Origin of the sequence: Methylomonas montana, assembly GCF_030490285.1 — a bacterium.
Classification (GTDB): domain Bacteria; phylum Pseudomonadota; class Gammaproteobacteria; order Methylococcales; family Methylomonadaceae; genus Methylomonas; species Methylomonas montana.
In genome coordinates this window covers 2,328,595-2,352,128 of record NZ_CP129884.1, presented here as the reverse complement: position 1 = coordinate 2,352,128, position 23,534 = coordinate 2,328,595, and the positions used below count along the sequence as shown (strand labels likewise).

Annotated in this window: 19 protein-coding genes; 4 read left to right on the top strand and 15 right to left on the bottom strand. The window is 48.3% G+C overall.

Going from position 1 to position 23,534, the window contains the following annotated elements; genetic code table 11:
• Position 1 precedes the first annotated feature (1 nt).
• From QZJ86_RS10905 to QZJ86_RS10855, 11 genes are all read right to left on the bottom strand, one after another.
• Positions 2–3,355 (bottom strand): STY4851/ECs_5259 family protein, encoded by a 3,354-nt coding sequence (locus tag QZJ86_RS10905; protein ID WP_301670435.1) that lies wholly within the window; start codon positions 3,353–3,355, stop codon positions 2–4.
• A 205-nt stretch (positions 3,356–3,560) separates the two neighbouring features.
• Positions 3,561–4,019 (bottom strand): DUF3368 domain-containing protein, encoded by a 459-nt coding sequence (locus QZJ86_RS10900; protein ID WP_301670433.1) that lies wholly within the window; start codon positions 4,017–4,019, stop codon positions 3,561–3,563.
• A complete protein-coding gene (locus tag QZJ86_RS10895; RefSeq protein WP_301670432.1) occupies positions 4,012–4,239 on the bottom strand; it encodes a UPF0175 family protein in 228 nt (75 codons plus the stop codon). The genes QZJ86_RS10900 and QZJ86_RS10895 overlap by 8 nt, the downstream gene beginning before the upstream one ends.
• Positions 4,240–4,241: 2 nt before the next feature.
• Positions 4,242–5,615 (bottom strand): HEPN domain-containing protein, encoded by a 1,374-nt coding sequence (locus tag QZJ86_RS10890; protein ID WP_301670431.1) that lies wholly within the window; start codon positions 5,613–5,615, stop codon positions 4,242–4,244.
• A 22-nt stretch (positions 5,616–5,637) separates the two neighbouring features.
• Positions 5,638–6,042 (bottom strand): restriction endonuclease subunit S domain-containing protein, encoded by a 405-nt coding sequence (locus QZJ86_RS10885; RefSeq protein ID WP_301670430.1) that lies wholly within the window; start codon positions 6,040–6,042, stop codon positions 5,638–5,640.
• 264 nt (positions 6,043–6,306) lie between these two features.
• The gene (locus tag QZJ86_RS10880) at positions 6,307–7,113 is read right to left on the bottom strand and encodes a restriction endonuclease subunit S (protein WP_301670429.1); all 807 of its coding nucleotides are present in this window, start codon (positions 7,111–7,113) and stop codon (positions 6,307–6,309) included.
• The gene (locus QZJ86_RS10875; protein ID WP_301670428.1) at positions 7,110–8,684 is read right to left on the bottom strand and encodes a type I restriction-modification system subunit M; all 1,575 of its coding nucleotides are present in this window, start codon (positions 8,682–8,684) and stop codon (positions 7,110–7,112) included. The genes QZJ86_RS10880 and QZJ86_RS10875 overlap by 4 nt, the downstream gene beginning before the upstream one ends.
• A 44-nt stretch (positions 8,685–8,728) precedes the next feature.
• Entirely contained in the window at positions 8,729–9,118 is a 390-nt protein-coding gene (locus tag QZJ86_RS10870; RefSeq protein WP_301670426.1) for a type II toxin-antitoxin system VapC family toxin, read from the bottom strand.
• Entirely contained in the window at positions 9,118–9,375 is a 258-nt protein-coding gene (locus tag QZJ86_RS10865; RefSeq protein WP_301670425.1) for a hypothetical protein, read from the bottom strand. Before QZJ86_RS10865 ends, QZJ86_RS10870 begins: the two co-directional genes overlap by 1 nt.
• A gap of 2 nt (positions 9,376–9,377) precedes the next feature.
• The gene (locus QZJ86_RS10860) at positions 9,378–12,773 is read right to left on the bottom strand and encodes a DEAD/DEAH box helicase family protein (RefSeq protein WP_301670424.1); all 3,396 of its coding nucleotides are present in this window, start codon (positions 12,771–12,773) and stop codon (positions 9,378–9,380) included.
• Positions 12,774–12,801: 28 nt separating this feature from the next.
• The gene (locus tag QZJ86_RS10855) at positions 12,802–14,319 is read right to left on the bottom strand and encodes a sigma-54 interaction domain-containing protein (protein ID WP_301670423.1); all 1,518 of its coding nucleotides are present in this window, start codon (positions 14,317–14,319) and stop codon (positions 12,802–12,804) included.
• A gap of 887 nt (positions 14,320–15,206) precedes the next feature.
• Between QZJ86_RS10855 and QZJ86_RS10850 the strand changes: the two genes are divergently transcribed.
• Genes QZJ86_RS10850 through QZJ86_RS10835 form a run of 4 tightly spaced genes read left to right on the top strand, consistent with a single transcriptional unit; the run spans position 15,207 to position 18,146 of the window.
• The gene (locus QZJ86_RS10850) at positions 15,207–15,446 is read left to right on the top strand and encodes a helix-turn-helix transcriptional regulator (RefSeq protein ID WP_301670422.1); all 240 of its coding nucleotides are present in this window, start codon (positions 15,207–15,209) and stop codon (positions 15,444–15,446) included.
• Positions 15,439–15,891, top strand: coding sequence for a hypothetical protein (locus QZJ86_RS10845; protein WP_301670421.1), 453 nt, complete (start codon positions 15,439–15,441; stop codon positions 15,889–15,891). Before QZJ86_RS10850 ends, QZJ86_RS10845 begins: the two co-directional genes overlap by 8 nt.
• Entirely contained in the window at positions 15,872–17,686 is a 1,815-nt protein-coding gene (locus QZJ86_RS10840) for a DUF927 domain-containing protein (protein WP_301670420.1), read from the top strand. The genes QZJ86_RS10845 and QZJ86_RS10840 overlap by 20 nt, the downstream gene beginning before the upstream one ends.
• The gene (locus tag QZJ86_RS10835) at positions 17,679–18,146 is read left to right on the top strand and encodes a hypothetical protein (RefSeq protein ID WP_301670419.1); all 468 of its coding nucleotides are present in this window, start codon (positions 17,679–17,681) and stop codon (positions 18,144–18,146) included. The genes QZJ86_RS10840 and QZJ86_RS10835 overlap by 8 nt, the downstream gene beginning before the upstream one ends.
• 4 nt (positions 18,147–18,150) lie before the next feature.
• Here the strand turns inward: QZJ86_RS10835 and QZJ86_RS10830 are convergent, their stop codons facing one another.
• The 4 genes from QZJ86_RS10830 to QZJ86_RS10815 form a co-directional block, all read right to left on the bottom strand.
• Positions 18,151–19,413, bottom strand: coding sequence for a tyrosine-type recombinase/integrase (locus QZJ86_RS10830; protein WP_301670418.1), 1,263 nt, complete (start codon positions 19,411–19,413; stop codon positions 18,151–18,153).
• A gap of 400 nt (positions 19,414–19,813) precedes the next feature.
• A complete protein-coding gene (locus QZJ86_RS10825; RefSeq protein WP_301670417.1) occupies positions 19,814–22,171 on the bottom strand; it encodes a TOTE conflict system archaeo-eukaryotic primase domain-containing protein in 2,358 nt (785 codons plus the stop codon).
• On the bottom strand, positions 22,164–22,715 hold the full coding sequence (locus QZJ86_RS10820) for a hypothetical protein (protein ID WP_301670416.1): 552 nt from the start codon (positions 22,713–22,715) through the stop codon (positions 22,164–22,166). Before QZJ86_RS10820 ends, QZJ86_RS10825 begins: the two co-directional genes overlap by 8 nt.
• 388 nt (positions 22,716–23,103) lie before the next feature.
• Complete coding sequence (locus tag QZJ86_RS10815; protein WP_301670415.1) at positions 23,104–23,349, bottom strand: hypothetical protein; 246 nt, start codon at positions 23,347–23,349, stop codon at positions 23,104–23,106.
• Positions 23,350–23,534: the final 185 nt, after the last annotated feature.

Genomic DNA, 23,534 nt, shown 5'->3' with positions numbered 1-23,534 from the left:
ATTAATTTGCGGAATTTTGGGATAAGTAGGCCAGAACAATCGAAAACGTTGCATAAAACCAATCTTCGTCAAATGCTTTGAGTCGGTTGATCTTAAATATTCTCACGGAGTCGCCAAGCCAATTTTCAGGCGCAGAAAGCGTTGAACAATAAATGGCTAATAGAACGGGCAAAATCGTAACCGCTCGATGATGGTCAGTAATATTTTCAAAATTTAGCCAACGCTGGGCCGATTTATCCAGTTGTAACCATCTAGCCATAATTTCAGGCTTTAGCATCTCAGGCCATTGACTTTCAGCTTGTCGCCGATCCAATTCCTGCTGAGAATCTCGGATCATATTTTTTACAACATCAAAGGGAATACCCTTCATGGCGTTGAGTTCTTGATCCGAGGTGTTGAAGAGTTCTTGCTTAAGAAGTCTAGAAATTAACGTCATCGACTGATTGAGGTTTGCAATACGTTTAATCCGACTATCAAGTATGAGTTGCGTATCTTCCGGATCATCTATTGTTTTGCCCAGGTAATCCTGATAATTGAGCAATGCCGTTATCCAATCCTGAATCGGAATAAGTTCCCAGAAAACCGGCAGTTCTTCACCCAGCTTTTTGGTAAAGCGTTCATCCATTTGGAAAACCAAATTGGCCAAAACTTCAGTACTGGTGACTGAAATAGTCCAAACATCAAAGCTAGCCAATGGCAAATGCATGCAGTATTTGCAAAGATTTCTTAAATAATTCCAACCACTGTGCTCATAATCGGAACACATGGTTTTTAGGACGTTACGGATTGCTTCTTGCCGATAATCTTTACCCAGTGTTACAGCACGATGCAGCGTTGTTACGCCATTGATGAACAATTCAGAATCATCAGCTTGTTCCCCGATGTGCCACAAAATAGGACGAAGTGATACCGAAGAAGACTCCGTCGGATAAATCAACCAACTCCCTAAATCACGTTTTTCTGGGTAAAAAAACCAACGACCAGTCAGCGCCCCCTCCGACTGTTGTGCTTCGAGCGAAATGTGAGCTTGCTCGGGCTGAGCCAGTCGCATTGCCTTTAATTCAATGCCTGAAAGTTGATCATGACCCAAGCAAGCCTGATCAATGCTGTCCAGTTCGACACTGCCTGATGCCAAATCCCTCTGAAGCATGAATTGATACCGAAATACCTCAGCTTTAAGCAATTCCGTGCCATTTTCATAAACGGCAAATGACACACTACTGTCCAGATTTCTGCTAATCGCCAAGAATGATTGAAACCATTCTTGATAGTCGATCAAGGCTATTTCGATAACAGCCCCTTTAAATTTCACCTTGTCGAGAAAATACAAATCACGAGCATCGCTCAAAGTGCTGTCTCTTAGTCTTAATTCGATATGCAAATGCCGATTTTGATTTGGCACTTCATTGAATAATCTAAGCCTAAAACCGTGTAGCTGATCTAAGAACAAAGGTTGCCGAGATGATTGCTTAATCCCTTCTGCATTGATGATCTGTCCACCACGCGCCGGAAATGGCAGCGTGACGGTTAGCATTTCTGGCTGTCGCGGCCAACATAAAGACAAATCGACATAAGCAGGCGGAGCGCTTTCAACAAACAAGTCCACACAGACAGCATTTGCTTCTGAATTTATTGTGTGTCGAATTCCTGGACCACAAATAACCGTAGCATCGCCGACGTTGTCCAAGCAGATTCGGCCATCCAGGGATTTTGGCGATGGCTTGAATCGAACCAAAAAATCTTCGGGCAAAATCGCGCATTTTTTTCGGAACCGAACATTGCCTTGGCTATCTTGATAACGAAATTCGAGAACGCCGTGATGAATTTCAGATGCAGGTGCCCAAGGATTTCGAGTGTTCGCTAATCGAGCAACCAATTTAGAAGCAGGAATCTCTGTGCGCCTTTCATTCTCATTATTCACGCAAACTAGCGTCGGTAGCCCCAGATAAACCTGCATAGGGCGAGAGTTAAATGCTAGTAACTTGCCTTGCAAATAAAACCGATCAGCAGAAACATCTTGCCCGGTTTTAATGACAAAATTAGCACCGTCATGATTAGAAAACCGGATTATCCCGCTGGCTTCGATTAAGTGATTTTGCGTCGAAGACTGTAACTGGACAACGTTCTCGCTCTCATGGCACCGAAGCTGAGAAGGATAAAGAATCCTGACTTGCTTGGCGCGCGTGTTAATGCTGGCTATACCCTCCAAAATCCAGTCATCGTTTTGCTGGCAAAATGTCCATGGTGCTTCTGTATCAAGTTCTTCGCAATCGGCAATCGCATCTTCGTAGATAAACGCGGATAAATGCCTTAAACGCAACCAATAGCCATAGGCCGCATGATCGCCTTTGATGATACTGGCACAGCGTTGTATTTGCAGGGAGGGCTTACCTTGATAAGTTGTTTTTAACGCTACGCCCAAAGATTTCACAGCGCCGCAGCTACTGACCAACTCAACATCCAGCCTTGAAGGAATGGGCTCAGCAAGGTTAAGTATGTCCAGAGGAACAAAACCAGCAAGTTCAAAATGCAGCTGTAATACACCGTCAGCACCCAGCTTGCGGATACCACGAAACGGTTGATTTGGCTTTTGATCAGATGCCTTAGCCGCAATCAAGACCATGTCGGAAAGTAAGGTCTGGCCCACTTCCGTTCCGATAGGCAATGGAAAGTTTTCCCGCCAGGTCGGCTTTTTTTGATCTAAAACCGTTATCGGATCATTACAATCATGCAATGCATATTTCTGCTTGAACTCGACAACTGTTTTAACCATGTCGCCAAGAATCGCAAACACTTGTTCATTTTGATAGGTTCTTGGAATGATGTAATCGCATTCGCCAATCAAGCTTTCCGCATTGACACCGGTATGGTGCAACCGGCTATATTTCGGAATAACTTGCCTGAAAACCCGGCCCAGCCAATCATTAGACTTGCTAGTGATTTGATTAAGCGGCAAACCGCCCTCAATGGCAATAGTACCAAGATAGCGTGAGCTACCATTGATAATTCGAACCTGTCGCCTCCAGTAACGCAAGCCGGTTTCAACCAAAACATTACGTCGACCAGTTGCTAAAACTTTGACATCGGCATTGAAGGAAGCAAATAACTTTTCCCACGACCAAGAACTACCATCGTATTCCCGCCGCCACCACTCAGATGCGTAAATCACAAATGCGGCATTCCAACCAGCTGCTTTATGAATGTTTTCAATACCGAATAAGGCAGTAGTGCTTAAGGCTGATTTTAACGACACGAACTCATCATCGTTCATTCGGTAACGATAAAGCGGACGGGCATCGGTCGTGGGGATGTTTCGGGAGGATAAAAACTCTGTTAGCCAATTTTTTGGAAGCATGTTTTTCGTTAGTAATTTAAGTCCAAATTTTATTAACCCAGTATGCTTACGCTGCCCACAATCAAGCATCAGTCAAGCAAATTGGAGTCCATTTAATTCATAAAAATCATGTCGTTATCACCAGAATGCAGACTTATCGCATTAACCCAGTCATACAACGGTCAAGCATAGGCTTTCCAAATCAAGGAACTATATTGCCTTGGTTTTAAAGCTCACCGGCTAGTCTTAATACCTCGGTTTCCAGCTTTTCAGAGAATCTGAAATTGACTTGCCGGAATTGGGCCAAAATATCGGAAACCGATGCAATTATTTTTTGTTGCTTGGCTTTGAGCAGAATGCCCAGCAACCCGGTATATTTGAGATCCAATTGTTTAGCGAGTTTTCTGGCTTTTAAATCGTCCAGAATCATGACTGAGTCGCCCGGCATTTGTACCGCCAAAGCAATGGTACTGGCTTCGCCCAAATCGACACTGGCGTTCAAAATCCGCAGATAATTTTTGTCCTGTACGACATCGACCATCATCCAGTTTGCCAAAGGTTTGCCAAATTCCTGCGCCACTTCCTCGGTGAGATGAATGGTTTGATATAACTTTTGCAGAATATCCAGCCGATCAATATTATCCAAAATGATCAGGCAACTGGTGTTTGAAATGATTTCAGGCATTTTCAAAATCCCGCCCAATGTCATCGGCAGGGTAATTCAATACCGATACCTGATAATGTCCTAGTAGCTCCATGAAGGCGCGTTTGGTGAAGCCCGCCATTTGCGCCGCCTGACCGATAGACAATAGGCCTTTTTCATATAACTTTCCCGCCAGCAGCAATTGAATTTCCTGGGCGTCTATATTGACGGTATCGGGTAATTGGACTTGTATTGTTTGCATGGTTATTCCTCTATTTTCGTAAGTTGCCGATCGGCCCAATTAGTCACGTTATTAAACCACTCACCTAAACGCCTTGAGCTAAATTTATCTTCTTTAAGTCCATCAACACCAAATTCATTTAGCACTCTCAGAAGAGTGATTTCACACAACTGTGCTCCGACATAAACACCCTGCCAAACCTCATCCGACCTAGGCGAAATACTGCCATGAACCAACTTGGAACGTAAGTCATAGGTCTTCTTCACCTTCGCTAGCCATGATTCACGATCCTCAGGCTTGTCGAAACAAAATGCAGAAACACGATCAGAAACCAATCTTGAGATGTCATCTTGCTCTTCAGTCATCACCATGCGCTCAAGGGCTGTAACATATTTGACGACGCGAGTTGATGGGCTTTTGTCGCGAGAAGCTTCGCCAAACCACTGAGCAGCATCTAGGAATCGCTGGCTTAACGGTCTAGCTAGAGCAGGATCGACTGCTAATTCCAAGGCTACGCCAAAGAGATTCAATATATTGATGTGCTCAGGGGAAGACAATCCTTCAGACCAGCCATCCGTAAAATTAACTTGCCCAAACACACTCGATGAAAGCGATGCTTCCAGTTCATTAGAATCGGACAAATACAATTTAGCTCGACGATCCATGAAAATTGCCGGCCCTTGTATTTGCATCTTATCTGTCCATTCCGCGCCCAACATCAGATGTAAGCAATCGAGCGCGGAAGTAACAGCCTGTTCTGCTATTTCGGCTGACGTTTCGCGGTCATAGCCTTTAATTTCAACTTCGGTGACCCATTGAAATTTACGATAATAACGTAGTGCATCCTTCAACAGCCGACGCGAATATTTATTATCTTCATGACCTTTGTCTTCAGTACTTTGGCGTAACTTATCCAGAAATACCCGGCGAATACTGGCTCTGTTATGAAACTTTATTGGCCCTATAACTAATGCTTCAGGATCTTTAGTTCGCATTAAATGACAGGGGATGAAATAAGTAACATTTTTTAAATGAGTCCTTGCCTGTTTAACTGAAGAAGCTATAACTTTGTCAACTTCTTTAGTATTAATGGGCCTCTTTTCTCGAAGAAATCGATTTACCATTATCCGTGAAAATATTTCTCTGAACTTTTCGGGCTTTATCTTCTTTTCTAATCCATGTTGTTTTGCAATATTACTGCTTAATTGGATTAATCGCTCACTTGCGGCGCGGCCGCAGAGCATTTTTGCCGAATTATTACTGGGATGAGGTATTTCGCAAAAACTATCTTCCTTGGATATGCTAAGTAGACCCTGGCTTTGAATCTGATCCCACAACCGTTCACACTCTGCAAAAATAAACTTTATATCCTCAATCAGTTGTTTTTTTGAACCCACGGCTTTTATTCTAGGTATTGTGTTAAATTTTGCCCGAAAAGGCTTTTTGACTTAGGGCGTTAAATAAATTATCCGCCTCATGTTGTTGGTCAAATCTTTTTACAAAACCTATGGTCTTCCTGTGAATTTTTTCAAATTTATCCTGCAGCTCTTTATTAGGAATAATAACTTTAACTTTTCCAAGTCCTTCTTGGTCAATTGTTGTCATAGTTACCGTCTTGGCTTGAGCAAAAACTCTCCGCCTAATTCCGGGAAGTCGAAGTTGAAAGTTAAGAAAAACGGGGTTTATATAGTCGAGCTTAGGGGGCATCCTAATCACATGACACTCAAACAGAGCTTCGTTATCTTTCCCAAGATAAACATTGCTCCATCCAATACCTTCAAGTTTCAAGGATGATCGACAGAATAAAATATCTCCGTAATTCATTCCATACTTGTCAATCTCTTTTGCGCTCGGCGTTACTTTATTTGTTTTCTCAGAAAATATTATTTCATGTGTTCCAAATAACTCGCCAACCCAAGCAACAGGCTTTCCTTCTCCATATTCCTCATTTTTTTTAAAAATTCCATCGCTGAAAATCTTGGAAACGGAGCGCGAGCGAAGTGAAGATTTTTAGTCCCCGATAGCCGTAGCGCCGGGCAGGTTTTCGCAGCGAAGCGGAGAAAACCTGCAAGGCATCGCGAAATGGCGTTAAGTCATGCGAGAGCCGATGTTCCGACCCCTTGTTGGGTCGGAACGAGGTGACGCGGACAAATCGGGGCCGCCGGAGGCATAAGCGGTCGCGTAATTTTTGCCGCTTGATTGGGCTGGGATGCCCAAAACAAGCTTTCGCAAAAATAGCGACTCCCCGATGTTCATCTTTCCGTTACAAAGTTGGGACAATAGCGATTCATCCCACCCCTTCGGATTAGTCACCGGATTGCCGAACATTTCTAAAAACACCGCGCGGAGAAATTGGTCGGCGAGTTGGATGGCTTGCTGGTTTTTACGGCGCAGGCTGTCGGCTTTGTCGAGTATCGCGGCGATGCGTTTTTGTTCGGGTTGAGATGGGAGAGGAATCTTAAAAGTCTTCAGAAAATCAGTACTAATCCTTTTTTGACCGGCTGCTCCTTTCATTGCTTTTTCGCCCAAAAATCGAAAACGATCATTCCAGACCATGAAAAATAAATACTTAGGATCAAGACAATCATCTTTGGCTCTGAGAACGTGGAATTCGGTTGACCCATATCCAATCGGGTGCTGCAAGTCATTGACTAAAACAGCCTTACCATTTTCAAAACACGGGGTAATCTTTGCTAATAAAACATCGCCGCGCTCAAAATATGTAAATCCTTTGCGCGTTTCTGCCAATATTCTGGATTCTTGCGACAGAATGGTTCCTTGCTCGGAAACAGACGCCATTCCTAAAAAAGAAACCTGCTGACTTTCATCTATTCCCTTTGGCAAAGATGGGTTTATTTCTGCAACGTCGTTGAGTGCGACTAGAGGCCAACTCACAGCATTCCCTCCAATTCCTTCAACTCATCCTGAATCTCATCCACCAATCCCATCCACTGCTGCAATATCGTTTTCGGGTCTTCGTATTCTTCTTCCTGATGTACGGTTTCCTTGTAGCGATTGACCGACAAGTCATACTTATTGGCGGCAATCTCGGCTTTACTGACCCAGAAGCAAGCTTGGGTTTTGTCATTGGCTTCGGTGTCGGCGCTGGACTTATCGCGGTTTTGATAGGCAGCCAACACCTTGGGCAAGTCGCCAGCAAAACTCAGCGGATTGCCTTGCTCGTCCTGATACAGCGGGTCGCGTTTGTCGTCCAGCGAGTAGCCGTCGTCTCGCACGTCGTAAAACCAGACGTGATCGGTGGCGCCGCCTTTGGCGAAGATCAAAATGGCGGTGGCAACACCAGCATAAGGCTTGAACACGCCGCTGGGCAGGTTGATGACGGCTTCCAGCTGGTTGTGTTCGATCAGTAATTGCCGCACGGCTTGGTGAGCATTGGACGAACCGAACAACACGCCTTGCGGGACGACGGTGGCACTGCGGCCACCGGGTTTCAGCATATGCAAAATCAGGGCAATAAACAGCAATTCGGTTTTTTTGGTTTTGACCAGCCGCAAAATGAGCGGGTTGATGGTGTCTTCGTCCAAACTGCCTTTGAAGGGCGGATTGGCAAAGATCACATCAAAGGCATTGTGCTCAAGCTCAGGAAAGTGCTGGGCAAAACTCTGCGCCAAGGTGTCCTGGTAATGGATATCCGGATTGTCAACGCCGTGCATGTACAGGTTCATGGCGGCGATACGCAACATGGTGCTGTCGAAATCAAAACCATGAAACATGCGGGTTTTGATGGTTTGCCATTGCTCCTGGGTTAATAAATCGCCGGTGTAAATGGTTTGGCTGACGGTTTTACCCTGATCATCGATGAGTTCTTCCTGCATCACGCCCTGTTGGCTGCTGTAGATTTCCAGCAGATATTCCATCACCGCCACCAAAAATCCGGCGGTGCCGCAGGCGGGATCGGCTACCACTTCACCCGGTTGCGGATCGAGCATCCATACCATGAGTTTGATGACATGACGCGGGGTGCGGAACTGGCCATTGATGCCAGCGGTGGTGAGTTTGCTAAGCAGGTATTCGTATAAGTCACCCTTGGTATCGCCGGCATCCAGCGGCAAGGCGTCGATCATTTCGATGGCTTTGACCAACAGGCTGGGTTTGTCGATGACCATGCGGGCATCTTTCATGTAATCGCCAAAGCGGCTGTCGCTGGTATGTTCGCGAAAATGCTTGAACACTTCATCGCGCACCAAAGTCATCAGGCGCTCGGCATCTTCGATATGACTGAACTGGCTCCAGCGCAGATGTTGATCGTTATCCTTAAAACGCCGGGTAAAACTGTGTCCAGTGCGGGCGGCGCGTTTTTCGTCACGGCTTTCGTTAATATCCAGCAGGCGGGCAAACATCAGGAAGGTGATTTGCTCGATAACGGTCAAGGGGTTGGCGATACCGCCTTGCCAAAATTCCAGCCAGAGTTTGTCGATTTTGTTTTTGAGTTCGCCGGTGATCATGAGGTTTTAAATGGTCTGATAGGGATAACTGAAATAGCGGTGTATTAAAGCACCGATGGAATATCGGTCTGGTTAAAGTCGTTGCCCTTGAACAGCAAGGGTTGATCGGTGTATCGAGCGGCAGCGTAACTACAGCAATCGCCAAAATTTAATTTGGCGGGATGGCGGCCCTTGCCGAACTGTCGCCAAGCATTTCGGGCCAATTGAGCCTGTTCCTGATCGAAGGCAATGATGACTGGAGCGATTAGCTTGAGCAGCTCGTCAAATTTGTCTGCGCCGACATTGCCTTTTTTATATTCGATGACCATGGAGGCTTCAACCACGCTGACAGCACTGATATAAAGCGAATCTGTCTCTAACAATATTTGCGCGTATTGATCTGCGTCGGTCTCATTGAGCAATATGGCGATCAATATCGATGAATCCACCACCATTATTCTTGTCCCCACAAGCCTTCGGGACTGTCGCTGTATCCCAAAATTTCATCTGGGCTACGTTCGTCTAAGGTGGGTAGTGCGGCGCAGTCATGGGCAATTTTCAGCAAGGCGGCTTGCCGGTCTTGCTTGGATTTTTTGGCTAATACACCGGATAAAAAACTGGCTTCTTCGCGCAAGCTTTGTTCCAACTCTTTGATGCGCTGGGTGGCACGGGTCATCGGTAAATTGTCGGGGACATTAATCATGATTTGCATGGTTATTTCCTGTGTGTCGGTGGTATCGGTTGTTTGCCAAAGCTTCGCACAATTGACAGCAATTCGTCGATTTGGGTTTCGTTTGTGAATAAGCGGTCCAACTCGCCAATGGCGGCAAACGGCATTTCGTAAAGGCTGTTAATTTCTATGGCACCACTTTGGGCAATTTGGCGTTTAAGCAAACCTAAAAATTGCACTTGCCGGGCGTTGAGACTGGGGTAGTGTTGAATGAAGGCTGCAAATCGTTGATTGACCTTATCTGAGTCCATACCGACGATGGAACGCAGGATTTGCTCCATTGGTGCTGCCGTGTCGTAAAAGCTTTTCAAGACATGCAAATCGACATCGGGATGGCTGGTGTGAATCAAAGCGTTGAGTTGGTTGAGTTCGGTTTCGGTGACGGCTTCGCCGCTGCGAATTTTGCTGAGTACCGGGTCTTGCTCGAACAACTCTTTTAAGGCTTGTTCGATTTTAACGCGATAAGCAGCCATATCGACGGCGTTTAAATAGGTGCTTTGTTTTTCCCTGATCTCGTCGCCATCAGTAATATCGATGGTGGGCGGCTCAACGGTTGGCCCGGTGGGTTTGTTGCGGTGCTGCATGATGCCGCGCAGTTCGACGCGAGCGTGTTCCAAGTCGGCTAGCGTGGCCGACTGCCACCAGTGTTGTTCGCGGCATTGTTTGATCCATTCGGCTTTGGCTTTAACCTGGTTTAGATTCATCTGCAATTGCCAGAGCTGTTCGATGGCGTCGCTGATCAAGTCTGCGAAGGCATTAGATTGCAAGATTTTTTGCTGCTGAATCTGGCTAAGCAATAAGTCCCATTGATAGGCATCGCTGTGGCCGCGCACGTCCAGCCATTGCATTAGCGGGGCGATTTCGGTTTCCAGCAGGATGACGGTGTTGGGGCTGAATTGTTGCAGCACATCGATTTGACTGAGTTGCTGCTTGATTTTCCATTTGTCGCGCACGGCGATGGTTTTGTTGTCCAGGCTGTTGATGGCTTTATGCAGCCAATCGGTCACCTCGTCGAAAAAACCGGTTTCAGCATGCTGCAAGGCGGTTTGCGCCAAGCTCAAACGAACTTCAAACAGTCGTTGCATCAACGACTTGGACTGGGTGATGACCACGTCGCGTTGCTTCATGCCGTGGTATTCGACCACACCCCAGTGATCGAAGATCAGGAAATGGGTTTTATGCTTGCCGGAACCGAACAAGTTAAGGCATAAGCGAGTACCACGACCAACCATTTGCCAGAATTTGACTGGGGATTTGACGGGACGGGCGAATACCAGATTGACGATTTCCGGCACGTCGATGCCGGTATCGAGCATGTCCACTGAAATGGCGATGGTGAGCTGGTCATTGGTTCCAGTACCTTTAAAATCGTCGATTAACTCTTCCGCACGCGGATCGTAGTTATCGATCACTTGGCAAAACTTGCCTCCGTATTGCGGATACAGCTCGTCAAACAGTTTCTCCAGTAATTTGGCATGTTGATGGTTGCGGGCGAAGACTATGGTTTTACCCAAGGTTTGGCCATCGGCTAGTCTTAGGCCATTTTCCATCAGGTTTTGCAGGATTTTGCGGTTGGTGTCCTTGTTATAGATGGCTTTGTCGATTTCTGCCGCATCGAAGTCCAGGCTGTTGGGGTCTATGCCTTGTTCTTCCAGTTGGGCAATCTCGTCCGCGCTCAAGGCTTTGCCTTTAATGCCATCGCGTAAAAACTTGGTGGTGTGTTTGACCACTTGATACGGCACTAAATATTTTTCTTCGATCGCGGTTTCTAGCGTGTAGCTGCTGGTTGGCTGTTTGAAATCACAACCGAACAGCTGACAAGTTGAGCGGCTGATCATTTCTACCGGCGTAGCAGTCAAGCCCACTTGCAACGCATCGAAATAGCGAAACATGTCACCGTATATGTTGTAGATGCTGCGGTGAGATTCGTCGGCGATGATCAAATCGAAAAAGCCGGGATCGAAGCGGTCGAACACTTTTATCATCGCTGGATAGGTGGCGACGAAAATGCGGTTGTGGGTGTCTTGCACACTTTTGCTGGTTAGGACAGTGATCGGCGCAGTCAGAAACTCGCTATAGGCATTTTTGGCTTGCTTCCGCAGTTCGCGGCGATCGCACACGAATAAAACCCGCTTAACCCAACCGGCTTTCATGCAAACATCGGTCAAGGCGATGGACAGCCGAGTTTTGCCGGTGCCGGTAGCTTGAACAGCCAAGGCTTTGCGCTGTTTGGTCTCAAAGCGTTCGGTAATGCGTTTCAGTGCTTCGTGCTGATAAAGACGCTCGCCGAGAATTTCAGGTTTAGGTGAAACGGTATTAAACGGCTTGCGTTCGCTGCGCTGGCGAACCTGGTACTGCAAGCTGGATTTGGAATAGAAGCCGTATAAGCGACGCGGTGGGTAGTTTTGGTCTGGATGATCGTCCCAAATCCAGATGTCGTGGCCATTGGTATAAAAGATGATGGGGCGCTGGCCGTGCATCTTTTCCAGGCCGTCGGCATAGTGTTTGGCTTGATGGCGGCCTGTTTCAGCATCAACGGCTGTTTTCTTGGCTTCAACGACGGCGAGCGGTTTGCCGTTGTTATCCCACAGCACATAATCGGCATAGCCTTCGCCGGTCGTGGTCGGTTGGTGTAGGACTTTTTCTTCCAGCGTAACTTGATCGGTTTGATCGACCGACCAGCCGACTTGGGCGAGTTGCAGATCGATTAAGTATTTGCGCGTAGTTGCTTCGTCGAAATGAAGGTCATGCGCAGCTTGCTGACCTTTGACGGTGGCTTGCTGTTGAAGCTGTTCCAACTCGGCAGCGGTTTTTTGCAGTTGCGCATTCTTTTCCCGCTCGGCTTCCAGCTCTGCCAACATGGCTTGCATGCGGGCTTCTTGCTTGGCGTATTGCTCCAGCAGGGTTTTGCGCTCTTTTTTGTATTCGGCTTTATCCGATTGCGCGGGGAGGGGCTGCTGGTAAACGGCAAGACTTTGAATATCGCCATTGGCATAGGTTGCCCATAACCAGCGGCCAATATCGAATGATTCTTTAAGTAACCATAACGCTGATTGCTCAGTGACTTTGTCACCATGCGCAGCTTTATTGCCGTGGATACGCAGAGCGTGGAGTTTGTCGATGATGACTTTAGGGGTGACCGCTTCGAAACTGGCATTGGTCAATTGTTCCATGAACGCAGCTTGCGGCGGGCGCGGCAGTCCAAGCTGGGAATAAACGATGGTCACGGAGCGTTCGGCAAAATTGCGCAACTTGGTCAGGGCGCTTTGCGGGTCCAGATAGGCATAATGCTCGGCAAAACCCGCCAAGCTGGCCAATTCCGGCCAGGTGCCTCTCAGGAATTCGAAGTTTTGTGATTGCATGATGTCGATTCTGTCCATAGCCCTTCTAAAGCGAAGAGCGTGCCAATTATTCTTCTATGCCCAGCTTGTCCATCCAATTGCTGAGCGTTTGGTAGTTCGGCAATCCTAGCAGTGCCGTGGCTTTCTTTTTATTACCGGCTACTTGAGCCAATGCCTTGGTAATGTATTTGCGTTTGATGTCGTCCAGCAAGCCTTGAATATCAAGGCCTGAGCCGATTTCGGGCAGATCGCTTTTATTGCCGCTGGCTGGTCGGCTAATCATGGCTTCCTGAATATCGAACTCGGTAATGGTATCTGATTCCGCCCATATTGAAGCTCGGAGTAACGTGCCGTGTAATTCTCGTATATTACCCGGCCAAGTGTGATTCAGAATAATATTTTTTGCTTTTACAGAAATTTTCTTATCTACATAACCCGGTTGATTGGATGCTTCACGATTGATCGCAGTCATTAAATGATCCATCAACAACGCGAGATCACCACTGCGTTCTCGCAATGGGGGCAATGTCAATACGCCAATGGCGACCCGATAAAATAGGTCTTCGCGAAAACGCCCCTCGGCAATGTGTCGCGCGAGATCGCGATTGGTGGCGGCGATGACTCGCACGTCGACTATTTTTGAATTGCTGTCGCCAACTTTGCTGATTTCACCGGATTGTAGGACGCGCAGCAATCTCACTTGAGCGTCTTCCGGCAACTCGCCAAACTCATCCAAAAATAAGGTGCCACTATCGGCAGCTTCGAAATAGCCGATTTTGTTGGTCACCGCGCCGGTAAACGCGCCTTTGATGTGGCCAAACAACTCTGAATCAATCAAATCTTTGGGAATAGCACCACAGTTGACGGTGATAAATGGCTTGCCTTGCCGTTGAGAGGCGTTATGAATGGCTTTGGCGAAGAGTTCCTTGCCAGTACCGGACTCGCCCATGATCAGCGCAGGTACATCGCGTAGCGCGATTTTTTCGGCTTTACGAATGACGCGCTGAAAGTCCGGATTTTGGGTAATGATGTCGGAAAACGCTGCCGATGTTGGCGCTTGATCCAATGCTAGCTGACTGAGCTTCTTATCGGCACGTTTAACGATTTGAGGGACGAACTCGGCGGATATGTCGAATGGAATGGTAACGAACTCGCCGCCTTTCTCCTTAGTCGATTGAACGAAGCGCGTGTTGTACTTGGTTTTACCCAGCAGAATAGATACCGCTGTCATCGACGGCGTACCGGGCGACAAGTGAATGCTGATCTCCAGACTAGGGTTTTCAGTAGTCAGCTTTTGCAGATAGCCATCAACCGCTTGATGGATGTCGCCGAAATCGATTGGAGAGCGCAGAGCACACGGGATGGTAAAAACCTTGATGCCGCTGTGCTGACTTAACCAGTCAACATAAGCATGGACTTGCTGAGGATCTTGGTCGTGTAGCAAGTGGAGTTCGTCGAATGATAGATTTTTTAGGGCACCCGATATAGGTCCATCACCTATTGGGGTTTGAGACGAGTCTAACAACAAGCCGGCTGCATTGAGATCGGTAATGCCCAGCCAAGACAACAGAATGTTTGTATTCATTTGATCGAGCAGTCTAGTCAGCAAATTGGCATGTAGAATAAACCCAAAGAAACGAATAGCCCAATTAAAAAATAACAAAACTTGTGGGTTACAAATATTTTTACCCTAACCGTTAGATCATCGAATTTACTATCCTGTAAAAAACGTGTCCCATCGCCAAATTACTTCCACAACTCTGGGTCAGCTAATCAAAGCCGAGTAAATTTTTTATATGCTTAATCACTGTCGGGTTGGCAAATGATTTTTCGCCAATTATCGAAATCGCACTAATTATCGCGATTTCGAAGACGACCTTCCAAAATTACGCTTCACAATATCCTCTAGGACGTTTTTGGGCTTCTGCCATCTCGTGAAACCCTGTTTCACGGGCATTGGCCGGTATCCATCGAAAATTTTTTTATTAATCGATCTTGCAGCTGATGGCAAATTCGTCATTAGCTGCAAGCGAGTCGCCACTCGATTTGGATATTCTGTCCGACGCGACATTACGCAATCCAATGGATTGCAGACTGGGCCGGCTGCGGTCTGAGCATGGGTGGATAGGTCTCTTGTATTAATGACTATCGCCCCATTTTTTTCAAATGATTCTGAGGTTAATAGACATGAGTAAATTACCGGAAACTGGTTTTCTACGTTTGAAACAAACGCTGAAAATCTTGGAAACGGAGCGATAGCGAAGTGAAGATTTTTAGTCCGCGATAGCCGTAGCGCCGGGCGGGTTTTCGTAGTGAAGCGGAGAAAACCTGCAAGGCATCGCGAAACGGCGTCAAGTCATGCGAGAGCCAATGTTTCGACCCCTTGTTGGGTCGAAACGAGGTGACGCGGACGAATCGGGGCCGCCGGAGGCATAAGCGGTCGCGTAATTTTTGCCGCTTGATTGGGCTGGGATGCCCAAAACAAGCTTTCGCAAAAATAGCGACTCCCCGATTATTGGTGATCCAAAAGCCGAGCCGCCCATTTCTGGATTGCTGCCTATGAGCAAATCATCCTGGTGGGATGGCGTCAAAAAAGGCATCTTTCCCAAGCCGATCAAAATGGGTCCCAATATGACGGCCTGGCGGGTGGAGGATATTGCCGAGCTCATTGCACGTTTAGGCGCTCAATGTGCCGGCAACGCGAATGCCTGATCAACGACTGCCGTTGCCGCCGTTTGCCAAGGCGCTGATCGCGCGACTGCAGTCCGCCTCGCCACCCTGGCCGATTATGATTTGCTTGGGTGGTGATGCCTGGCAACGCGCGCGGCAGTGGCAATGTAATCCCACCGTATGGTCACTGGTATTTCCGTCTAACTCAGCACCGGGCCATTATCGTTGGCCGGTGCTGGGCCTGATTCTTATCGTCGACTGGCAACTGGATCAGGCTGCTGGTCACGATGAGGTGATGGCGCTTGCCAGAGTATTGCTGCAGAAAGGCGCCGAACTGGTCGCGGTATGGCCGAGGTGGGTAGATTTTAGCGAACCGGCCTTCGAATATGATCCCTGTTTGCCGGTTGGCCAGCGCTGGGTTCAGGTGCGTGAGCAAATTGTGATTTACCGCCAGTCCAGTGGGCGAAATGATGCGATTTCTACCTGAAACACTGGATCTCGATGGGCCTGAGGAGGACATCAGCTCGGCCCATCATGGCGACCAAGACAAATACACTTCAGCGATCGAGAGAATCACTTTCGATGCATTGGACTTACCTTGTTTCCTGGTGCGGGATGACTGGTTTGACCTCAATGGCAAACGCAAGCCAGGTGTCTGGTTTTGCTATCAATCCGCCACCGCAGCCGGCAAACCGGTGACGCCGACGGCGATTCGCATTTGTTCGCCTCTGTATGTCGCTGCGGTCACCCATACCGAAGACGGCCGGTATTTTGGCAGGTTGCTGCGGTTTCTCGATACCTTGGGGCGCTGGCGGCAGTGGGCAATGCCGATGGAATTGTTGCGCGGTTCCGGTGAGGAACTGCGCGGCGAGTTGTTGGCGGCCGGCGTGGAAACTGAACAGCGTCATCGCGCCAAACTCGCGGATTATCTGCAATGGCAGGTGCCTGACAAGGTGATCATCGCGGCCTTGCGAACGGGTTGGACCACGAATGGCAAAACGTTTGTACTACCCGAACGCATTCTGGGCGATCAGGATGTGTATTTACAGAGTGATGCCATTCATCAAGCAGCGTCCTTGCGATGTGGCGGAGAGTTTCTGCAATGGCAGCAATTAGCCGCCATGTGTATCGGTAATTCGGTATTGATGGTGTCTATTTGCGTGGCATTGGCTGGCCCGTTGCTGACCAAGGTGCATCAGGAATCGGGTGGCATTCACTGGATAGGCGATACCAGTACCGGTAAGACTACCGCCTTGGTGCTGGCTGCTTCGGTATGGGGCGGAGAGGATTTCAAGCGCAGTTGGCGGGCAACTTCCAATGGAATGGAAAGCGTGGCGGTGATGCTGTCCGATACCTGTTTGTGTCTGGATGAAATTAACGAAGCCGACCCACAAGAAATCGGTGCCATTGTCTATTGCCTTGGCAATGGTACCGGTAAGACGCGTGCCAACAAAATCGGTGCGGCTCGTCAGGTTCAACGTTGGCGGCTATCGATTTTGTCGACCGGTGAGCGTTCCATTTCCGCGGCCATGCAGGAAAACGGTAAACAGGCCAAGGCCGGGCATTTGATGCGCTTATTGAATATCCCGGTAGCCCGTCGTTTTGGCGTATTCGATGAACTGCATCAATTCGGCGACGGGCGAACATTGTCCGATCATTTCAGAACACAGTGCGCCAGGCACTTTGGACATGCGGGCGTGCGATTTGTGGAATACCTGCTTCAGCAGGGCGACGCGGATTTTGTCAGCGTATTGTTGCAACTGGAAACCCAATTCCTCTGCCCGGATAATCAAACGGCGCGCGCCGCTTCGAAATTTGCCTTGTACGCCATGGCCGGCGAGTTGGCGATCGAAGCCGGAATTTTGCCTTGGCCGTTAGGTTCAGCTTTGTCCGCTTGCCAAGCGATGTATCAGCAATGGATGCTCGCACGAGGCAGTGGTCTGACCGAACATCGGCAAATCCTGCAGAACGTCACTGACTTCCTGTTGAAACATGGCGACAGCAAATTCACCGACAAAATGAATCCGCAGGAAAAGCCGCGTGCCGATCGAGCAGGCTGGTATGTGGATAGGGCCGGTGAGCGGATTTACCTCTTTACCAGTGCGGCACTCAGGGATGCGGGTGGCAATTTCGATTTCAATCGGGTGCTGGAAGCGCTGGAAACGGCACAGTGGATCGTCGAACATGACCAAGGCAAGCGGTCGAAAAAAACCGCCATCAGCGGTGTTGGCAAATTAAATCTGTATTGGTTACAGCCCAACGAGGATGGTGACCATGCTTGAAACGCTGTTTCAACACTTGGCCATCCCTGTTCCATCTTCCGGAGTTCCCCGAATTCAAGCCAAACTAAAGCGCGGAGAACCGCCACAACCCCAGACATTTCAGCATGTTCTCCGCGTTCCCTCGGTTCCCCAACAAAAAAGTCATTCAGATCATACAGAGTCGCTTTCGGCCTGTGAGCGGCAAAAGCTTCTGGCTTATCTGGCCGAGATTGAGGAAATCGATCCAATCGTCATCGATGAGGTACTGACAGTCTGTAGCAAAGACCCAGACAAACGGCAGTGGTTATTGCAATGGGCTGATCGGATCCTGCCCGCCAAACCCATCGATACCTTGGATAATCGACACTTTTGCCGAGACTGCTCGCATCTTGGTGGTGAGCTATGTACTCGTCATCAGTTCCGGTCGGTGGATGATTTGCCCCGTCACTGCGCGGATTTCCTGCCCAAACTCGCACGGTAAACGGCTAGTTCTGCTTTCTAAAGGGTATGACATGGGCGCCAGATTTCAATTCGTCCAAGTGGTCAGCCCAGGCCTGCATCATTATTTTTGTTCGTTCCGGGAGATATTCCGCGTAATTGTAGGCGGCTCTGACATCGTTGGCCTCTGAGTGAGCCAATTGGCGCTCGATATGGTCGCGATTGAAGTGCATTTCATTCAAGCGTGTCGATGCCATGGAACGAAAACCATGGGCGGTCATTTCTTCTTTGGTGTAGCCCATGCGCCTGAGTGCGGCATTGACTGTGTTTTCGGACATGGGTCTTGCCGAGCTGCGCTCGGATGGGAATAAATATTTGCCGCTACCGGTCAGCGGTTGCAATTCCATCAACACATGAACCGCCTGGGTAGCCAGTGGCACGATATGTTGGAGCCGCATTTTCATTTTCTCCGGCGGAATGCGCCATTGCTTTGCCGTCAAATCGATTTCTGACCATTCAGCATGCCGAATCTCGCCCGGACGGCAAAAGGTGAGTGCGGAAAATTGCAGGGCGCACTTTGAAATGAAGGAGCCTTGGTAATCGTCAATAGCTCTCAGCAATCCAGCAATTTGTTTGGGATCGGTGATGCTGGCATGGTGTCTTTTTCTGATGGGGCTTAACGCACCTCGTAAATCACTGCTAGGATCGCGAGCGCATCGCCGCGTGAGCACGCCATAACGAAAAATCTGGCCACAATTCTGTAAGGCTCGGTGTGTGGTATCAATCACGCCTCGGGCTTCCATGCGTTGCATGACTTCCAGCAACTCCAGGGCATCAATCTGATCGATAGGACGTTTGCCAATAAAAGGGAATACGTCGTATTCGAGCCGGGTGAGCAAACGTCTGGCATGATCTTCCGTCCATTTGGCTTTGAACTTTTCGTGCCACTCGCGAGCCACATATTCGAAACTATCGATAATGGGTAAACCCGACTCGAGTCGCTTTTCGTTTTCCGCGGCCAGTTGACGGGCGACTTTGACTTCCTTGCGCTTATCGCTGGGATCTTGGCCATTGGCAACTGAAACTCTAGCATCTTCGGCCTTGCGTCTGGCATCGGCCAGACCGGTTGTTGGGTAAACGCCCAGTGATAGCGTTTTGCGCTTGCCGTCAATGCTGTAATCAAACCGCCACCACATGGCACCGTTGGGCTTGATCAACAAATAAAGACCGCTACCGTCATTCAGGCGTCGGTCCTTGGCGGCAGGCTTGGCATTGCGAAGTGTGGCGTCGGTAAGTATATGTTTTGCCATGCAGAACACCTCGATTTACAGTAACTGCAGTAACTTTTTTCGTAAATTGGAAGTTACTGTAAAACTTACTGCATAAATTGTCGAGTGTTACTGGATTTTGACGCACTTCATTGGACAATAAAAAACCCGCGAAGCCAGTAAACTTGCGGGTTTTTGGATTGGGTTGCATCTGTTTGGATGCATAAATGGTGCTCAGACCGGACTAGAAATGACTATAAGTCAATGAAATAAATATAAATTTATATGATGAAAACCAGAAGTACACGATCGCATACACGATTTCAGGTTTTGCACTTTGCCTCGGTTTTACCGTCTCTATCAAAATAGTAAATTTTTTCCACTGACGAAAATGCTACGGGTTCAATTCTCAAATGACCAATCGAATTCGAATGCTCGTTGATCAGCTTGGGGCAGTCATTCGGTAGCCCATTGCCCGATATCCGCGTTGGCGTTTGTCCCACATCCGCAGTAAAGCCGGATGACCGGTGTCGACAAAATCGATAATTCGAACATCGGTTTTGGTGGCGTGTTCACGGTGTAAGCGTCCGGCGTATTGTTGCAGAGTTCCTTTCCATGAGATCGGCATGGCCAGAACCAAGGTATCCAGTGGTGGGTGATCAAAACCTTCACCCACCAATTTACCCGTGGCTAATAAAACCCTCGGAGCATCCGGCGGCAGCCCTTCGAGCTCTGTTATCAAAATTGAGCGTTGCTTTTTCGACATTCGACCATGAAGAACAAAAGGCGGCGGTAAATTGTTGTCCAGCGCTGACAAAATAGCATCCAGATGTTCGGTGCGCTCAGTCAGGACCAGCACTTTTCGCCCATGATCAAAAGCCGCAATGACCTCGCGGGCAATCGCCGCCGTTCGGTCCACATCACTGGCAATGTGACGAAATACATCTTGAATAGCAGATTCCTGAGGCAGATCGATTGTCTTGTACATCATCTGTGGAATAACTTCCAGATCGCTTGGTGCGTTATCTGGCTTGGCGGCTGTGTACCGAATTGGTCCACACTGCATGAAAATTATCGGTTGTTGCCCATCTCGGCGCACTGGAGTGGCAGTCAACCCCAGCACATATTTGGCTTTAACCCGTTTCAATATGGCATCAAATGAAACGGCGCCGATGTGGTGACACTCGTCGACGATCACATGGCCATAATTTTCTACCAATGGATTCACTTCACCTTGACGTGACAAGGATTGCATCACCGCAATATCAATCTTGCCGGTGGGTTTGGCTTTACCGCCGCCAATGGTTCCAACCACACCTTTGCCTACGCCCAGGAAGGATTGCAATCTTTCCTGCCATTGTTTGAGCAGTTCGGTTCGATGGACCAGAATCAGGGTATTGATGCCTCGCCGAGCGATAATCGCGGCCGCAGTCACCGTCTTACCAAATGCGGTAGGTGCACAGAGCACACCGGCGTGGTGTTGCAACATTTCACTGACTGCCAGTTCTTGATCCGATCGCAGAGTACCGGCGAATGCAATGTCGATTGCTTGTCCATCAAAGCGCTCATCCTTTAAATCATAGCGAATACCATTTTCCTTCAATAAATTTAAGGCGGCATCCAGGCAGCCGCGCGGTAATGCAATATGGTTCGGATAGTTTTCGGCACACCCAATGACACGCGGCTTATCCCAAACCGGGAAGCGCATAGCTTGTGCTTTATAAAACTCAGGATTCTGAAAGGCCGCGAGACGTAACAGTCGATTTGCCAAAGGTTGTGGCAGCTCGGATTTCTCAAAATAGATCAGGTTAGCCAGAGTAATAGACAGTGAATCAGGAAACGGCCCGGCAAGTTTGGCATTTTTGCTATCAGACCGCTTCCAAGGTTCTTTGTGATCTTCCTCATCGATAAAAGTGACATCCAAAGGATGCGCATTGCCCGTGGCCCGCAAAATAGTTGGCTCAATATCTACGGCAGCCATCGGCAGGATACTGGCTAAAAAGCCCCACTGGTCGGGATAGGGCTGTAAGTGTTTATCGACAAACACGCTAAACCCATTCTCCCGTGGCTTTTTCTGCAAGGGCAATGCGATCAAATTGCCAAAACCACCTTTGGGCATGGTGTCCTGATTAGGAAACAGGCGATCGTACGAAGTCAGCTTCAGTTGCCGAGTCCGAGAGCAGGTATGGCTGATGATGGCAGTGCCGAGTCGTCTGGCATCACGCGCGGAAACCTTGCTCGCGAAGAAAATCCAAGCATGAGCACCATTGCCGGAACGCGATATTTCCAGTGCTGCCGGTACCCCTAGTTCAGAGCATGACTGGACAAATGCCCGTGCATCTTCCTTCCAATCGGCCTCGTCGAAATCGACTGCCAGAAAATAACAACTGTCGTCAGCCAGCAACGGATAAACACCAATGGTGTGCTCGCCGGAAAGATGGCTATAAATGACAGCATCGGACAAGGCACTCAGTTGCCGAACGCCACAATCTGAGCATTTGATACGAGGCTTGTGACAGACACCGGGCCGCCATTCATTCGCGCAAGCTGGCGAGTAGCCAGATTTGCCGGTGGATTTGCTTTCCCAGCGAACGGGATACACGTCGGACCTGCCGCGAAACAATCGACGAAATAACGCAACTTTTTCGATCGTAGAAAGTGCTAATAATTCTGGCTCAATTAGAACAGGTTTTGGTGGCGGCTCAGGCGGTATTTTCCACTCGATGTTATGAGCTTCGAGTAAAGCAATCAGCCTTGCGTTTTCAGCTTGGAGATCGGCTAAAAGCTCATTGCTAGTCATCGATGCCATATTCGGCTAACAATATTTCCATGTCGTCGCCAACACCCCAGCCGACGTTCGGGCCTTGCAGCGCAACTTGCTCGAGTCTGTCTATAAACGGTGGGCGTTTGGCTTCCGGCAATGCCATGACATATTTCAACGCTTGTTCGAACATTCGCACTAAGGCATCGAAATACCCTTCATCTTCCATGCCGCAGTAACCCAGGAAAACAAATACTTCTTCGCAATAGAAAATTGATAGTTCAGCCAGTCCTTCAGGTTGACCGACCGCCTTTTTGTAATCGGTGATAGCTTTCTTCGCCTTGGCCACAGAGATGGGCTGATTTCGCATCACATCCGGACAAATCCAACGGGAAATGGTGGTCTTATAGGGTTTAAGAATATCCTCGCCCAACCCGAATCGTGCATGCAGAAACGTTTGATTATCTTTATTGGCTGCGTATAGATCTTGTATCAGACCGATCAGGCCAACACGATCGACGTCAGCCAATTTGGATTTAACGTCGCTCCAGGTTGCTTTGGATTTTTTCTGTTTGGTAGTCATTTGCTGTCGGATAGTTCTTTGCTTGTTCCTTCTTGCCGTAACTGCAAGTTATATCACTAGCTATTAAAGCTATCCATCTCGGCGACAGTGAGAGACAGAATCACTAGTAGCGTCATAAAAATTCCCGATCGGGAATATCGCCCATCATGGTTAGCCTATTTTAAGAAAATTTACCGAACGGGAAAAAACATGATCAGAATTCACTCCAATCAACAATCGGGCCAGAATACGACAGTCAAAACCAGCAAAGTCTTTAGCATTCTTAACACAACAAAGTAACTGATAAGTTGTCAGCATTGCATTCAATTAAGACATCGTAATCTTTCTGTCTATCATCTGTTTGATTGGGCTCAATACGCGTTTTTGTGTAGGGAGCCTTTGATGGCGATTAAACAATGTCTCGCTTGCGGCCAGTCTTTTCAACCACGTCCGCAAGTGCCACTGCAAACCTATTGCTCAGCGCCTTCATGCCAACAGCATCGTAAACGACAATGGCACCGCAACAAACTGAAGACAGACCCTGATTATCAAGAGAACCAACAACGGGCTCAACAATCGTGGATAGAGCGCAATCCCGATTATTGGCGTCAATACCGTGAATCTCATCCAAAGTATGTTGATCGTAATCGTACATTGCAACGAACACGCAACGCCAAAGCCAAGACTAGTCGAATTGCAAATATGGACGCGTCAACTCCAGCAAAGCTACTGCCTTCCGGGATTTACAGGCTCAGTTTGGTGACAGAGGCAAAGTTTGCAAAGATGGACGTTTGGACCGTAGAGATTACGGTACATGTTTGCGAATGTCAGCCAAATGCC